The 15,652-nt window shown below is 41.1% G+C and carries 10 protein-coding genes; 5 read left to right on the top strand and 5 right to left on the bottom strand.

The window, feature by feature from the left end:
* Window positions 1-67: 67 nt before the first annotated feature.
* From V7K62_RS10120 to V7K62_RS10110, 3 genes are all read right to left on the bottom strand, one after another.
* Window positions 68-1,192: a hybrid sensor histidine kinase/response regulator gene (locus V7K62_RS10120; protein WP_334863795.1), complete on the bottom strand. Its 1,125-nt coding sequence runs from the start codon at window positions 1,190-1,192 to the stop codon at window positions 68-70.
* Window positions 1,193-1,229: 37 nt separating this feature from the next.
* Window positions 1,230-2,564, bottom strand: a complete 1,335-nt coding sequence (locus V7K62_RS10115; protein WP_334863794.1) for an ATP-binding response regulator — start codon at window positions 2,562-2,564, stop codon at window positions 1,230-1,232.
* A 672-nt stretch (window positions 2,565-3,236) separates the two neighbouring features.
* The gene (locus tag V7K62_RS10110; RefSeq protein WP_334863793.1) at window positions 3,237-3,506 is read right to left on the bottom strand and encodes a hypothetical protein; all 270 of its coding nucleotides are present in this window, start codon (window positions 3,504-3,506) and stop codon (window positions 3,237-3,239) included.
* 320 nt (window positions 3,507-3,826) lie between these two features.
* Here V7K62_RS10110 and V7K62_RS10105 point away from each other — a divergent pair, with 320 nt between their 5' ends.
* Window positions 3,827-4,549 (top strand): response regulator transcription factor, encoded by a 723-nt coding sequence (locus V7K62_RS10105; RefSeq protein WP_334863835.1) that lies wholly within the window; start codon window positions 3,827-3,829, stop codon window positions 4,547-4,549.
* Window positions 4,550-4,624: 75 nt separating this feature from the next.
* Here the strand turns inward: V7K62_RS10105 and V7K62_RS10100 are convergent, their stop codons facing one another.
* The gene (locus tag V7K62_RS10100; protein ID WP_334863792.1) at window positions 4,625-5,989 is read right to left on the bottom strand and encodes a lipid-A-disaccharide synthase-related protein; all 1,365 of its coding nucleotides are present in this window, start codon (window positions 5,987-5,989) and stop codon (window positions 4,625-4,627) included.
* 242 nt (window positions 5,990-6,231) lie between these two features.
* Between V7K62_RS10100 and V7K62_RS10095 the strand changes: the two genes are divergently transcribed.
* The 3 genes from V7K62_RS10095 (at window position 6,232) to V7K62_RS10085 (ending at window position 13,319) form a co-directional block, all read left to right on the top strand.
* The gene (locus tag V7K62_RS10095; protein WP_334863791.1) at window positions 6,232-8,307 is read left to right on the top strand and encodes an outer membrane protein assembly factor; all 2,076 of its coding nucleotides are present in this window, start codon (window positions 6,232-6,234) and stop codon (window positions 8,305-8,307) included.
* Window positions 8,308-8,758: 451 nt separating this feature from the next.
* Window positions 8,759-10,993 (top strand): hypothetical protein, encoded by a 2,235-nt coding sequence (locus V7K62_RS10090; protein WP_334863790.1) that lies wholly within the window; start codon window positions 8,759-8,761, stop codon window positions 10,991-10,993.
* A gap of 13 nt (window positions 10,994-11,006) precedes the next feature.
* A complete protein-coding gene (locus tag V7K62_RS10085; RefSeq protein WP_334863789.1) occupies window positions 11,007-13,319 on the top strand; it encodes a COG1470 family protein in 2,313 nt (770 codons plus the stop codon).
* Window positions 13,320-13,542: 223 nt separating this feature from the next.
* On the opposite strand, the gene V7K62_RS10080 is transcribed toward V7K62_RS10085, so the two are convergent.
* A complete protein-coding gene (locus V7K62_RS10080; RefSeq protein ID WP_334863788.1) occupies window positions 13,543-14,745 on the bottom strand; it encodes an FtsW/RodA/SpoVE family cell cycle protein in 1,203 nt (400 codons plus the stop codon).
* A 272-nt stretch (window positions 14,746-15,017) separates the two neighbouring features.
* Here V7K62_RS10080 and V7K62_RS10075 point away from each other — a divergent pair, with 272 nt between their 5' ends.
* Window positions 15,018-15,527 carry a hypothetical protein gene (locus tag V7K62_RS10075; RefSeq protein ID WP_334863787.1) on the top strand — a complete coding sequence of 170 codons (510 nt, stop codon included), beginning with the start codon at window positions 15,018-15,020 and terminating at the stop codon, window positions 15,525-15,527.
* The last annotated feature ends 125 nt before the right edge of the window (window positions 15,528-15,652 follow it).

Below are 15,652 nucleotides of genomic sequence, written 5' to 3'. Positions count from 1 at the left end.
GCTAATTCAATTTTTGGTAATTTTTTGGGAGATATCCTCAAAAAAATCTCTGGTAAAGGAGAACAACTTAAGTGTTTTTAGGTAGTTGTACAGTAAACAAACTACCTTTACCTAGTTCAGAAGCGACCTGGATAGTTCCTGCGTGCCCTTCGACAATGCGGTGGGATAGATGTAGTCCTAAGCCACTACCTGAGCGTTTATTTCTACCTTGGCGAAATCGCTCGAAAATTGTTGCCCGATCTTCAGGCGCAATTCCATATCCTGTATCTTGTACCTCAATTTTTACCAAATTTGAATTTCCTGGAGCAGGTGATGTTTCAAAAATGCGGATTGTTATGCCTCCTGTATCTGTAAATTTGATGGCATTTGCAATCAGGTTGTTTAGGACTCGCCGTAGTTCCAAGCGATCGCCCATAATAATACCAGCGTTTTGACTCAGTGGATCTAATTCACGGGTATCTATTTCCAGAGTCAAGCCTTTTTCACTAGTTAGAGGACTTAGTTCGCTGACTACTTCTTGAGATATCTCACGTAAATCGCATTCCTCCCAATTCAACGTTTTTTTACCTGCCTCGAAGCGATACACTTCTAACAGGGTGTTCACCATTTCCATCAAATTTTGGTTACTGCGAATCATCACGGCGATCGCTTGTTTCATTTCCGGCGAAATTTTGCAGAATGTTTCCATCTCAAACAAATTCAACATCCGATCGGCGGCTACTAGGGGAGTTCGCAAATCATGAGTCAGACGGGAAACAAAGTCTTCGCGTTGCCGGGCCATTTTTTGTTGTTCGTCCAGACTGTGCTTAAGACGCAATAGCGATCGCACTCTTGCCAGTAGTTCATCAGTATCAAATGGTTTACGAATAAAATCGTCAGCACCAGCATCCAAACCTTCGACAACGCTGGATTGGTGAAAGGCAGTAATCAACAGAATTGGAATATAAGAGATTGCAGGGTTATTCCGAATCCGACGTGTGACTTCATAACCATCTATCCCCGGCATCATCACATCTAACAGAATCAGATCGGGTGGAGATTGGTCAATTTGCTGCAAAGCCTTTATTCCATCTGAAGCCAAATCAATTTTATACCCCTCACTTTCTAAAATTGCTTCAACCAAAATGAGATTATCTCGAGTGTCGTCAACTGCGAGGATACGATAAATTTTATTATCTTCAACTACAGACATGATTTATCAACTTTTATCAGTTTTTTTGGGAAGTAATTTATAGTTTAAATTTAGGATATCCTATTGGTGCTTTCCTGGCTTGACAAGATGAATGATGGGGTTTATTAGCAGAGCAAAAAACTTCCTCACCATCTAAATATAAAGGTAGAGCATCATCGACTACAGTCGGTAATCTAATTTGATGTGGCAATTCAATTTTAAACATTGAACCGACCCCCAATTTGCTCTCAAGAAATATTTTACCACCCATCATTCGTACTAGCGAATCTATAATTGCCAAACCCAGACCTGTACCTGGATATTTGCGAGTGATGGTTTGATCAACTTGCCGAAATGCTTCAAAAATATGTTTAAAATCTCTGGGTGCTATGCCAATACCTGTATCCTGAACAATAATTGCCACTTGATTTGCAGGGAGTTCCTTAACCTCAACCCAAATTTCACCAAACTCTGTAAACTTAATGGCGTTAGAGAGCAGGTTAATTAAAATTTGTTTTACACGACCCGGATCATTAAATACCAAAGGATTTTGCAAATCGGTTTGTACTAATAATGAAAGATTTTTAGCATCAGCTAGGGAACGCATTTCACCTACAGCAAGATTTATTACCTTTGATACATCAAATACTTCCGCCTTTAAGTCTAATCCTCCTCCCTCCAGTTTAGAAAAGTCGAGAACTTCATTAAGTAGCATCAGCAAATGCTTCCCATTATTCAAGATCCGCTCAATCATATCTGCTTGCTGGTGCGTTAGTTGACCGAACTTAGGACGCAGCAGTATTTGCGAAAAACCAATAATCGCATTCATCGGCGTTCTGAGTTCGTGGGATATAGTTGCCAAAAAAAGTGATTTTAGCCGTGATGCCTCCAATAGCTTGAACTTTTGTATTTGAATCTGTTGCTGTTGTCTCTCCAATTCTTGGTTCTTACTAATGAGTTGTTTATGACTTTCTCTAAGCTGCTGGTTTGCCAAATCTGCCTGCATTTCCGCCCGATAAACCCGAATCGCACTCCGCAAAACCTGCGACAAAGTTTCTGGGGATATTCTAGACTTAGAGAGATAGTCTGTAGCACCAGCTTTCAATAATTGGAGAGTAATTTGTTCATCTCCTTGACCAGTTAAGACTATTAAAGGAACTTTAATTTCCGAAGAGCGTAGCTGTTGAATCAAGGTTAGTCCATCCTGATCTGGTAAGCTAGAGTCGAGGAAAACACAATGATATGCAGTAGTGGTTAAGGCAGAAAACGCATCATTACCATCGCCTACTTCAGACAGTTCCATCTGAACACCTGCTTTCGTTAGGGCAGAACGAATGCTTATCCGGTCTCCTTCGTCATCGTCTACAAGCAAAATTTTCAGCGTTTCTTCCATCGGGTTTTATTTTTACCGCCAAACATAGGTTGATGTTTAATATTTCCCTTTTCAGATTATCCAACTAAAGAATATAATATTTTCGGACATCTAAAATCTGTAATTTGATTGATTAAGATATTGTGCATAATATCCACTTTCATGCCTGCTTGACATCCATCACATCAACTTCCTTCTTCTCCCCTAGTAGTATATTAATCACTCTTTCGGGCATTTACCTGGGTTTAAATTGAGTCTTTTGCATCCTGAATCTGATTAATTTACCAGAGTCGGGGAATTAAACTCTTAATAAATGCTCAATGACTATCAAAAAATTAGTAATTAACAAAGTAGACGCAGCTGATATTAAAGTAAAATAAAATACTTTACTCAGCTTAAAACAATTGTAAATGAGTGAGCAAGCCACCGTCGTCAGCCATTGGTGAGAGTTGCATCCCATTATCGTGTACCATAAGCTTGAAGAGTTTTACCTATCAGATTAGTTAGACCAGCTAAATAAAAAAGTACTATCTATACCTATTCGTGAATCTGAAGTAATCCTACCTCCTGAAATTTCGACAATTTTCTTAGCGATCGCCAGGACTGTGTTAGTATTTACCCAGCTAGATCGGACTTAATACATGTTCGTAAAATTACCAAAACTTAACCCATAAGAAAGCTTCCCGACAAAAGTTAGGCAGAAATTAAAAACCTAAAAGGGGTGAGGTTTGCACAGATGGCTTGTATATTTTTTGAAAAGTCAGGCGAACAAGCTAGCCACAAAGGACTACGAATTACTTTGCTGTTGCTGATTCTGGCAAATTTTAACCCCGTCTGATTCCCTTCCATGAGGATTTCTATTGGCTCCATCAATTGGATGAATCCAAAGGTTTGGTTAAAAATCGTTCCAAACCATCCTTTACTTTTTCGTAAAGCAACTTTGACGCGCTGTAATTTTTTCATTTTCGTAAGCTTTTTTTTAAGTTTTATACAAAATAATACTAATTAAGGAATGGAACATGGCAACTTCAAGCTGAATTATAAGCAGGAAGCAGCAATTTGGCATTTGTCTCAATATTTCATACTTTTTGTCTAAGTATCCATATATCTTCAGCTAGATTTGTCCTCTATCTAAATATCAAAAAATTGGGTACTTATTATTTCTATCGGTGGATGCAGACTGGTTGAAATATCATCTATCTTTAGTTTGGGAAAATAAGAGATAGTAGTTAGAGAAAGGTAATACTTTGAAAGATGCCAACGGCACAAGAGTGAGTGTAGCGATGAATGAAATTAGTATTATTTTAATTGAAGATCATGACTTAACGCGAATGGGGCTACGAGCGGCATTACAGTCTCATAGTGCATTGAAAGTAATTGGCGAAGCAGCAAATGCTACCCAAGGATTAAAACTTTTAGAAACGGCAAAGCCAGACGTAGCGGTTGTAGATATCGGCTTGCCTGACATGGATGGCATCGAACTCACTCGTAAATTCAAACGCTACCAGGCTGAAACTGGGCAATCAAATACGAAGATTCTCATCCTGACAATGGATCATACAGAGGATGCTGTACTTGCAGCCTTCGCCGCTGGTGCTGATTCTTATTATATGAAAGAAACCAGCATCAGTAAATTAACAGAGGCGATCCAAGCAACTCACGGCGGTAACTCTTGGATTGATCCGGCAATTGCCAATGTGGTATTGCGGAAGATGCGGCAAGGTATTCCTGGAGAAAGCCAAAGTTCTGACAAGCCGAAGACTGTAAAAATTGAGGCGCTGGCGACAGAATACGAGCAAGTTTTGGAAACATACCCCTTGACTCAACGGGAACTAGAAATTCTGGAGTTGATTGTAGCTGGGTGTAGCAATGGTCAGATTGCTGAGAAACTCTACATTACGGTTGGTACTGTGAAGACCCATGTTCGTAATATTCTAAATAAACTATGTGCTGATGACCGTACCCAAGCTGCTGTGAGGGCCTTACGTTCTGGGTTGGTAGCGTGAGGGACTAGGGGGAGATGAGGGAACAAGGGGACAAGGAGAATACCCAATACCCAATACCCAATACTCAATGCCCGATCATCCCAATCTTTCCTGCAAGCAATTAGCAATGCGTAGTGCTGCTCCCGATTTGCCCATGCGTCGGCCACCATTCTCGGCAATAATTTGCAAATTATCAGGATTTTTAAATAGGGATTGTACAACCTTCGCTACTTCTGACGGCTGATCAATTAAAATCAGAGATGATCCAAGAAGGCGACTTTGAGCTTCAGCAAAAGCAGGGTTATATTGTGGCCCATTACCGGAAATCGCGATCGCAGGTTTCCCTAAACCGATAAACTGTTCTGTGGCTGTCCCTGCCATTGCGATCGCTAAATCTCCCAAATGCAAGCAATCATTATAGGCTTGTTGTGTCAACAGCAGATAGGCATTTCTCTGTTTAAATGTTAATACATTTGGGTCGCGAAGTTGGATAGGAGATGCTGATTCAGTGCGCCAGCCTTGGGATTGCACACTTTGGGATAAAATATGAGAGTCTAAACTAGGAGCGATCGCACCTAAAAATATCACTGTGCCAGAAGTGTAAAACACCGAATCTCGCTCCTGGAAACTTGCCATCAATGCAGAAACGGCAATCATAATTTTTTCCCAGTTCGTGTATGCCTCTGGCGGACGGGAACCAGGAAGAAGAGTCACCATTAGAGGCCGAACTGTCTCTTGTTGTTGGACATCCTGACTATAAAATTGTTGGCGTGAAAAGGTCGGTTCTAGACCATCCATCATGGGATTACCGAGATTAAAAGCTGGAATTGGCCATTGTTTTAATGTTTCCGTCGTCAGCGCATCTCTAGGGAACACTGCCTTACAACGGCGACGACTCATTAACCAACGTTCCCAAGGATGGTAAACTGAACCAGAAAAGTTTTCCCAACGTGCATTCTGAGATTTCCGTGGTAATAATCCAGCTTCATCTTGCACATAATATTCAGATTTCGCCGTACCGACAAAAGCATAATTAGCGCCGCTGAAAGTTGCAAATAACAGCGGGACAATATCTCCCACTGCTAAAATCGCTCTTTTGTTACCTAATTTTTTTTGAGAACTTACCCAACGGCGAACAGCTTTAATCTGGCTGAGGGTAAGTTGCAATAAACCACCGCGTACATCCCGCGCTAATTGGCGTCCATCCATATAAATAAAGCCGCCAGAAGGCATAGTGCGGACTGAACCGATGAGTGGAATATCCAACTGTTGATAAGCATGTCCTTCACCCACCAGAGGTAAAGCAAAGATTTCTGGTGGGTTTGGTTGTCGTTGGAGTTCTTGCAAAATCCGAACTGCAATCATATCTTCCCCATGACCATTACTTAATACAAGTAACCGCAAAGGAGAAGTTACAGATTGGGAGTTAGAAGCTAGGGATGACCGAGATACATTACTCATAAGAAACAAAATATCAAAATTAACTGTCTATTTGGGTAAGAGGTATAAATAGGGAAATCGGCGAAGAAGCTGGAAGTTAGTATTATCCCTATTTCTTTACTTTCGTACAACTAACACCAATTTTGGATAGGTAGTATTGTTTGAAATTCCACCGAACAGCCTTTTGGTCAAGACTTTTAATCAAAAATCTAAAATCTAAAATCCAAAATTAGTATAACTCCCAGTTAACTAGGTTAAATATTATGCGAGTTTCTGCTACTGCAATTTTTACTTTAGCTACTTTAGCTGCTGGCAATGTCACTCAGCAAGCAACGGCTGCACCTGCTAAAACCGTTACGCCAACTGCAAAAGCTGGTAACTTGGTGGTGTCGAGAATTGAAGACACTCCCGCACGGGTAGAGACAATTGCTTCCCCAGAAACTATAGTTGCACAACAATTTTCCCAAAATCTCGTCATCGTACAAACAGGTGCAAACAAAAATTCCCCAGTAGTCTTAAAGTCAGCAGACAAGGGTAATTCTCCTGTAACACTCCTTCCCACTCCCTCTTTTTCCCCCTCATCTCCCAAAACTCCTGCTACTGAAAACGATTTAGTAGTTACAGCTACAGATGTACAGGTAGTGGGAGCCAATCAAGAATTGCAGGAGATCATTCGCAAAGTCATTAAAACTGAGGCTGGTGGAGAAACCAGTCAAAGCCAGTTACAAAAAGATGTCGCTGCAATTTTAGATACAGGTTTATTTAGCAATGTCAGTGTGAATAGCTTTAGTACACAGACTGGATTAAATGTAGTTTATCAAGTGCAACCGCTGATTGTGCGATCGCTGCAATTATCTGGTGCTAAAGTACTTACCTATCAAGTCGCCCAACAACGTTTGCAATCTCAGATTGGAACCACCATCAGTCCCATTGGACTGCAACAAGCAGTAGCACAAATTAACAAGTGGTACGCCGAAAATGGTTATAACTTGGCGCGGGTGCTATCAATTAAACCCAGTTCTCAAGGTATTCTCACTGTGAATGTTGCTGAAGGCTTGGTGAGTGATATTAAGTTTCGCTTTATCAGCGATGAGGGTAAAACTGTTGATAGTAAGGGTAATCCCGTCGGAGGACGCACTAAACCAGATTTCCTACAACAACAACTCAAGTTGAAACCTGGTCAAATCTTCCAAGAAAATGTCGTTAAACAAGACATACAACAGCTATATCGTACTGGTTTATTTGAAACTGTGAATGTTGCCTTAGAAGGAGATGCGACAAAACTTGATTTAGTCTATCAACTCAAAGAAACTGGGGCGCGTGGTGTTAACTTGGGTGGTAGTTACAATGCCGATCAGGGATTGGTAGGTACAATCAGCTATCAAGATCAGAATGTCGGCGGTATTAATGATACTTTAGCTGCGAATGTTGGTGTAAGTAGCCGAGACTTGCAGTTTAATACCAAATTTATCAGTCCCTATCGGACAACTAACCCCGATCGCTTGGGCTATACTCTGAATGGTTTTCGGAATCGAGAACTTTCGGAAACCTTTGATGACAAGATTACGCTAGCTAACGGCGACAAAGTGCGAGAAGGTCAAATTGGCGGTGGTATCAGCTTGCAGCGACCAATTGATGACTGGAATACCTCATTAGGATTAAACTATACCCGAACTAGTATTCGCGATCGCCAAGGTAATATTACCCCAACCGACGCTCAAGGCAATCCCCTCTCTGTGAGTGGAACTGGTATTGACGACCTAACTACCGTATCCTTCATCGCCACCAAAGACCAACGAGATAACCCCATCAATCCAACTCAAGGTTCCGTTTTAAGTCTGAGTACAGAACAATCTATACCTATCGGTCAAGGTAATATTTCTCTAAATCGCCTCAAAGCCAACTACAGCCAATATTTACCAGTCCAGTTATTTAACAGCAAACAGCCACAAGTTTTTGCAGTGAATCTGCAAGCTGGTACCGTCATTGGGAATTTACCGCCCTACGAAAGCTTTAACTTGGGTGGTTCCAATTCAGTGCGCGGTTACGATTCTGGAGAAGTTGGCAGTGGTCGCAGTTATGTGTTAGCTTCCGCAGAATATCGTTTTCCCGTATTACCAATTGTAGGCGGTGTATTGTTTGCCGACTTTGCCTCAGATTTAGGCTCTGGTGATACTGTATTAGGAGATCCGGCTGGTGTGCGGGATAAACCAGGTTATGGTTTTGGTTATGGGGCGGGAGTGCGATTAGATTCACCACTAGGCTTAATTCGGGCTGACTATGGCATTAATGACCAGGGAGAAAGCAAGGTGCATCTAGGAATTGGGCAGCGATTTTAATGTTAAGGCGTTGCTAAGAGGTCATATCCAGAAATTAAATATGCGTTATCCAGAACCCTTGTAGAAACGTAGCAGTGCTAGGTTTCTACATTCTTTATTGACATAGATTTCACATGGTATCTTAACAATTCTGTTCAAAATCTAGGGTTTTATTAGTGAAAGTTCCATAACACTTCACTCATATTATTTGTCTATATGAGATAATTTCCGATTAATTATTAAAGATAAAGAAAATTAGCTCAATATTCGTATGCAGCAACTATCAATCTACAATGTGGAGTTCCCAATTCATCTCAGTGCTAAAACAATTGTTCGACGTTTAAGTGCCACAGTTATGTGCCTTACCCTAGCAGGCGTTCAAGGAAGAGAACAACTGTCACATTTTCGCGAGACATTAATTTTTTAATAGTGCTAATCATCCAGAATATAAAAAAATATTATAAGTAATAGTATGGAAAAAAGTGTTATTAATGCCAGCCTTTCTACTCAGAACCTAACCTTTCGTCCCGGTGATACTCCTGTATCATTTGAGGTAACTGTCAATAATGACAGCGATCGCTTCGTCAATTTTCAGATAGAAATTGCCGCAGCTGGAGAAACCCGAAACACAGGATATCGCTGGTATAGACTCGAACCAGAGGTAGCAGCAGCCAAGCCACCCGGCAGTAGTACCATCTTCCAAGTCTTCGTATTCAATACACCCATTCCGGGATTTATCGGTACTGTCAACCTAATGGTGAAGATTTTTTCACCGCAATTAGCACAACAGTGCAGACTTGTGCTACGTCTGAAAATCGAGCGAGACAACAGACCAACACATTTAAGTGTAGAATTGCCTGTGCGAGAGTTCCAAGTTTATCCCCGCAATTCTGTCGATATACCTGTAAGGGTGCGGAACTTGGGGCAACAACCGACTGAGGTGATGCTACGTTTTACAGGTGTTGATCCGTCTTGGCTGGCTGGCAGTGCAGAACGTCGATTATCTTTAGATCCAGGTGGTTTAGCAGAAGCCACATTCCAATGCCAACCTCCTTCTGTAGTACAAGCGCCCAGTCAAAATTACCCTTTTACTATTGAAGCTGTTAGCAATAACGGTTATCCCACTAATGCTGAAGGCAACATTGAAGTTTTACCTGTAGGTTTTATAGACTTTACCACTAGAGAAAAACACCTGAAAATTCCTAGTAAATCGGCATGGTTGCCTGACTGGAAATCTGATACAGCTTCCTTTGAATTACTATTTAAAAACGCTAGCAACCTCAACCAGCAAATTAATGTGCAGGTGCAGGGTAGAGACTGGCGAAAATGTAGTTTTAAAAACCTTCCTGAAACCGCCAATCTGCATCTAGGAGAGACAAGTAAAGTTATCCTCGATGTTAAAACAAAACGCCCTTGGGTAGGAATCGGCAAAACTTTGTTGCTGGAAGCTAAATCGGAATTATCCGACCAACGTTTAGGGAGTACAGACCCAGCCACGCAGACATTAGAAGTGGAGACTTTGCCAATTATACCTCTATGGCTACAATTGGCTGCGATCGCACTTTTAGCCGCACTCCTAGCATTAATCCTGCAACCAAGAGATGTAATGCATACCCGTTCTGTAAACTCAGTGCGTTTTAGTGGTATTGGTTTATCTGTAGTCAGTGGCTCAGATGATTGTACCTTAAGACTTTGGAGAATCGGTGCTGATAACTTAGACCCCGATGACAGAGTAACATACGCAGGGCAGCCCCTTGCTTGTGAGCAACCGCAACAGCCCAAAGGGTTGATGGCGATTACCGATGACGCAGTACAAGTCTTACGCTTCATGCCGTTACAAAACGATCGCGCGGCTGTTGGTTTAGATAATGGTGTAATTGAACTCAGAGATGTCCCATCAGGTGCAAAGATTAGCCAACTTCAAGACCTTAAAGATCCTAAAGCAAAAGGCGATCGCGTTTTTGACTTAGCTTTCACCTCAAACTCACTTAACTTATTCAGTGGTTATGGCAGTGGTAAAGTTAGATTATGGTCAAGACCAGCGCCTAACAGCGATTTTCTGCCAGAACCGCAAGTTATCGACGTACAAAGTACATTGAAACTATCAGGTTTCCAAGTCCGGGCATTAAATCTCAGTCCAGATGCAAAAACTCTCGTAATTGCTGGAAACTTTAAGCGTTTCATCTTGTGGCAGTGGAACCCAACTCAATCTGATAAACAATTCCCAGGTTTATCTGTGCAAAATCTAGAAAAACTAGACCCATTAGTTGGGCGTGAAGACTATATTTGGGCATTGGCTTTTGTTCCTAATTCGGCAGAAAAAATCCTCGCAACCTCCGATTCTGCGGGCTTTATTACGATTTGGAATTTGAATCAGTGTCAAACTATCAAAAATCCGAATCCCCTCGAAAAAGTAAATGAACTCAATTGTTCGCCACTAGACCGCTGGCCAGCATCAAAAACATCTGTGCGTAGTCTGGCATTTAGTGATGATGGTAGTCTCTTAGTAAGTGGTAGCGATGATGGCCGAGTTGTGGTTTGGTACTTAACCCCCAAACATCAGCTCGACAAAACAAAAGCCGCAGAAGGTAAAACAATTTACCAAAGCTCTAAAAAAATCAATAGTATCGACTTGAAAACAAATCAAGGAACCATGATTGTGAGTGGTAGCGAAGATTTTCAGGTCAAACTACACCGCATCAAATAAGGGAGTCAATGACATGCAAGCTAAATTCAATCCACTGCAAGTTATTATCAACCCACCTGGAATTCAATTTGGGATGCCAGGAGACACCATTGAACTCTATGTTGTTGTAATCAATCAGGGAGATCAGAGTGCAGTTATTGACTTATATTTTGTTTTTGACGAAGTATTTCAAAATTTAACCGGCTGGTCTAGTTCTCCTAGAGAAAGTTTAGCATTAGCTCCAGGGCAAAATAGCGACGAAGTAAAATTTGAGTTTCAAATCGCTGCAAATGCTCTCCCCGGAACCTATGACTATACACTAGTCGTAGATTCCCCTGTACATTATCCCCAAGATACTCCCATAACCTTCCCAAACCAAATTAAGGTTCTGCTAAAAGAACAGACAGCAATTCGGGTAAATGATCCGACATTTTCCCTTAGACCTAACACCAACCCCAACAAACCGCTAATTTTCAATCCTAGTGAACCTCTGCAAGTGGAGGTAATAGTTGACAATCGCTCTTATCTCGTAGACAGGTTCCGCTTGAGTTGCCCAGATTTAGACGATGACTGGTTCACAATTAATTATCCTGCAACTGGATTTGAGGGGACAGGGTTAGTGTCTGACGTGACTGCACTAGAACTCAACCCTGGTACTCAAGGTCAAATACTGTTGAAATTTCACCCACCTGGGGATACCCTTGCGGGAAGCTATTCTCCGACAATCCGCTTGTATTCGGAAAACTCTCCAGACTTAGTATTGCTAGATTTGGTGTATATCCAAATTCCGACAAATTATCGCCTAGATATAGAACTTAATACCATCTTGGGACAAGTTAGCCGTAGTCTTGGCAAGTACGAATTATCACTAACTAACCAGGGTAATATTGTCCGTGAACTGATATTAAACTTAAAAAGTCGAGACGAAGAAGAACTATATACTTACAAATTTGATCCGACTGAAGTAAGATTATTACCTAATAGAAGTGCCCTGGCTAATTTGACGGTCAAACCCAGACCTTGGTGGCGACGACCGTGGTTTGGCACAGGGTTAGTGGTCAACTTTCAACTCGACATCAAAGACCAACAAAATTTACCCCTACCTAACACATTGCCTCAAGGAACTTTGGTATGGAAATCCCGTCCTTGGTGGCAATTTATTCTGTTAATTTTAGCAGTTTTGGGGTTACTAGGTGGGATAGGATTCATCATTTGGCGAATTTTAAACCCCGATCCTTTGAGATTAGAAAATTTTAGTGCAAATGACTCTCAAATCACTGAAGACGATGAAGTCGCTTTGAAATGGGACATTCACAATTATCAACAGTTGCAAAAGTTGGTTCTGACAGCCAAAGGTTCGCAACCGATTCAGCCGATTACATATAACTTTAGCAATGGCATTCCGGAAACACTGGGTAAGGGAAGCCCTAATGAAATACCTCCTTGTCAGGTGCAAGATAAACAAGAGCTAATTTGTAGCAACGTTAAAACTGGAGTGAAAACAAAAGGGAATTACACTTTTGAGTTACAAGCCTTTTATCGTAATGGGATAAAATTATTTTCTCCTAATAACAAAGTAGCCAGCCAAACAACCCAAGTAGAAATAGCTGAAAAACAAATTGCGGAAGTACTTAGTTTCCAAGCAGATAAACCACTGTATACAAAAGGTCAAAATATACTTTTAACCTGGACAATTGCCCGGCCATTATTGTTAGCACAAATTCAACTTGCTGGCAGTGCAGATGATGGTACATTATATAGTAAACCAGTTACTTATAAATTTAATCAAGGTAATATTACAGACCCGAAACTTCAAAAGCTATGTACACAACAAAATCAGCAACTGCGATGTACAAATATTCCTCTATCAGCATATAAAGCTGGAAAATATGCCTTTGAAGTCAAAGCTTTTCCTAACAATGGAAGTCAAAAAACTAGTTTTAAAAAGACTGAATCAAAAATTGAAATATTGCCGAAACCATTTAAGATTGTCTCTTTTAGAATCAATGGTAGCGAGCAACCAAATTTGGTTCTCAACGAAGGCGAATCTGCTACCCTGAGTTGGAGAGTAGAGGGAGAAAATATTCAGGTTAAACTTCTACCATACGGCAATGACGTTCCACCAGTTGGCTCAATGAAGCTTCCAGTCAATCAAGCTTTCCCCCCTCAAATCGGACTGCTAGTGAATGATATATCTGGTAAGCAACAATCCCAGCAAAGAGGATTTGCAATCACGGTACTCAAAAAAGTAGAGCCTACTCCTACTCCTATACCTGGCATTAACCCAATTCCACCTACTCTGCCACCTAGAAATAGCCCATTTAAGACTCCCTTACCTCTGAGGTAAGGGGAGATGCCGCAAGCGGTGGGGTTCTTTCTATGCGTCTTCATATAGAAATGGTATAAGCATCGTTCTTCTCTACGAGACGTTACACGTAGCTTGCTTCTCCGTAAGAGTATGCGTAGTTCTGGTGCCCTGGTGGAAGCCAACGCACCAGAAGGCGGTAGCCTGGGGTAAGCTGCTCCACGTCTATCTTAAAAAAAATTGACTTTGATAAAGGCGTACTAGCTCAATTCCTATTTTTTTCAAAAGCTCTGCGTCTTTGCCCATTCTCAAACAGGGGTTTTCGCAACGGTACTACGTCAGCTTCACTACTCTCACGTGCTACCCGAATCAACAACCCAGCAGCTATTAAGCTGGCAATCATCGAATTACCACCATAACTAAACATAGGCAAAGGTAAGCCAGTAGTCGGTAGAGAACCTGTAGCAACACCAATGTGGAGCAATGATTGTCCTACCATCAAAATCGTTACACCGATCGCTACCAATCGATATACTGTATTTTTAGCCTTCAGCGCCACAATTAATCCGAGAGTAGCAAATGTAGCTAAAAGTGCTAACAACACCATACTGCCAACAAAGCCAAACTCTTCAGCGAACACCGCAAAAATAAAATCGGTATCCTGAATTGGTAAATAAAACAACTTTTGTTGAGAAAGCCCATATCCAGAACCCCAAGTTCTACCAGAACCCACAGCTAGTAGACTTTGCACCAACTGATACCCATCTCCTGTAGCATCCGCCCAAGGATTGAGGAATGACATTACCCGCTTACGCTGATACTCTTTAATGCTAATACTGAGTACTGCCAACATCACTCCACCAATTGCTGTTCCTCCCAGATATTTGTAAGGTAAGCCAGCTGCTAGAGCAATTAGCCAAATAGTCATACCGCAAAGTGCTGTTGTACTCAAGTTAGGCTGGGCAAGAATTCCTAAAAGTACCAGACCGAAAATACCCAACCAAGCCAAGCGAACCCGCCAACTGATTCGTTCCCACTGACCAAAAAGCCGCGCACTTTGCAGCACTAAAAAGGGTTTAATTAATTCTGAAGGTTGAATCGGAATTGGCCCGATCGCAATCCAACGCGCTGCATCAAAAGCCTTTCTTCCTAATCCTGGGATCAGTGTGACGAAAATTAACCCCAAAAACAGCAACAAAAACCAATGGGATAGTCCCAAAATTTTCTGCAACGGCAAATTAACAATAATATTGAATCCGATTAAGGAAACTAAGACCCAAAGCAGTTGACGTTTAAAGTAGTACAACCCATCATTCTGACGGGCGTCAGCGACGGCGTATGATGCTGAAAATAGCATTATCAAGCCGACGAACAGCCAAATCAACGTTAACCAGCGCAACAACCGCGCTTCTAATGCCCAGTTGGAAACTGAACTATCAAAAATTGGAATCAGGCGGCGTAGATTCACGATCAGTACAGGTAAAAAGTTAGAAATTAGGAGTTAGAAATAAAACTCATAAATCATAACTTATAACTCATAAGTGGACTTTACAACCATAAATCTTAGGGTTTTCAACTTCAATACACCACTAATTCAATATTTCTGACAATTTGCGATCGCTCTCACGCAATGTAAAAGTAGTATTTTATACTCAAAATTTAGAATTGTTATAGTTAAGAGCGATCGCTCGAAAATTGACTTAAAGTATTTATTTAATTAAACTTAATGATTTAACGTAATTGACTAATTGTTTATCCATAGATAAGGGAATTTCAATCCAGAACTCAGTTCCTTTTGGTGACATCGATAATATAACTATTGAAGCAGGTGAGATGCCCCGCGAGATGGAACTAGAGGCGATGCGGGTGATGTCAGACTTTGCTGAAGGCCGGGATGTTCCAATGGTTGTCTCCTATACAGAAGCACAACTACAACACGGCACAATGTACTTTAATGATGCCCGTGGATTGCACCAAACAGTAAGAAGGAAAACTGAAGGTCTAAGAATTTCAGTAGATTTCCGGTTTCGCAGAAAATTTAATGAAGATTATCGAGCAATGGTAGCACCTAGTATTGGTGGTGTTGAAGAAGATATGAGTGTGCCTTACGAAGACTGGTTAAAGGTTGGTAAGGAAACACTAATTGTATTTGATGAAACTTCTGAACAAGCAAGGAAAAAACAAAATTCTGGCGCTCCAGTTCCGCTATACACTCGCGGATATCGCCTTGTAGAAATCTTCAACTCTTAACTTTCAGAAAGACGAGCAACAAAAACAAAGAGGTCTAATACCAGACCTCTTTTTTAATTTTTATCACCCATAGACCTTGATTCATAAACTTTGCGATAGTCTAATTTTCTGAAATAGAAGTTTTC

This window comes from Nostoc sp. (genome assembly GCF_036917935.1).
GTDB lineage: Bacteria > Cyanobacteriota > Cyanobacteriia > Cyanobacteriales > Nostocaceae > Nostoc.
Note: the sequence above shows the minus strand (reverse complement) of the source record. Positions and strands in the feature narration are given on the sequence as shown.

Bases quoted from the DNA above. Each gene is read 5' to 3' on its own strand.
- V7K62_RS10105 (WP_334863835.1), top strand. From the start codon at position 3,827: ATGAATGAAATTAGTATTATTTTAATTGAAGATCATGACTTAACGCGA.
- V7K62_RS10095 (WP_334863791.1), top strand. From the start codon at position 6,232: ATGCGAGTTTCTGCTACTGCAATTTTTACTTTAGCTACTTTAGCTGCT.
- V7K62_RS10100 (WP_334863792.1), bottom strand. From the start codon at position 5,989: ATGAGTAATGTATCTCGGTCATCCCTAGCTTCTAACTCCCAATCTGTA.
- V7K62_RS10120 (WP_334863795.1), bottom strand. From the start codon at position 1,192: ATGTCTGTAGTTGAAGATAATAAAATTTATCGTATCCTCGCAGTTGAC.
- V7K62_RS10115 (WP_334863794.1), bottom strand. From the start codon at position 2,564: ATGGAAGAAACGCTGAAAATTTTGCTTGTAGACGATGACGAAGGAGAC.
- V7K62_RS10110 (WP_334863793.1), bottom strand. From the start codon at position 3,506: ATGAAAAAATTACAGCGCGTCAAAGTTGCTTTACGAAAAAGTAAAGGA.
- V7K62_RS10090 (WP_334863790.1), top strand. From the start codon at position 8,759: ATGGAAAAAAGTGTTATTAATGCCAGCCTTTCTACTCAGAACCTAACC.
- V7K62_RS10085 (WP_334863789.1), top strand. From the start codon at position 11,007: ATGCAAGCTAAATTCAATCCACTGCAAGTTATTATCAACCCACCTGGA.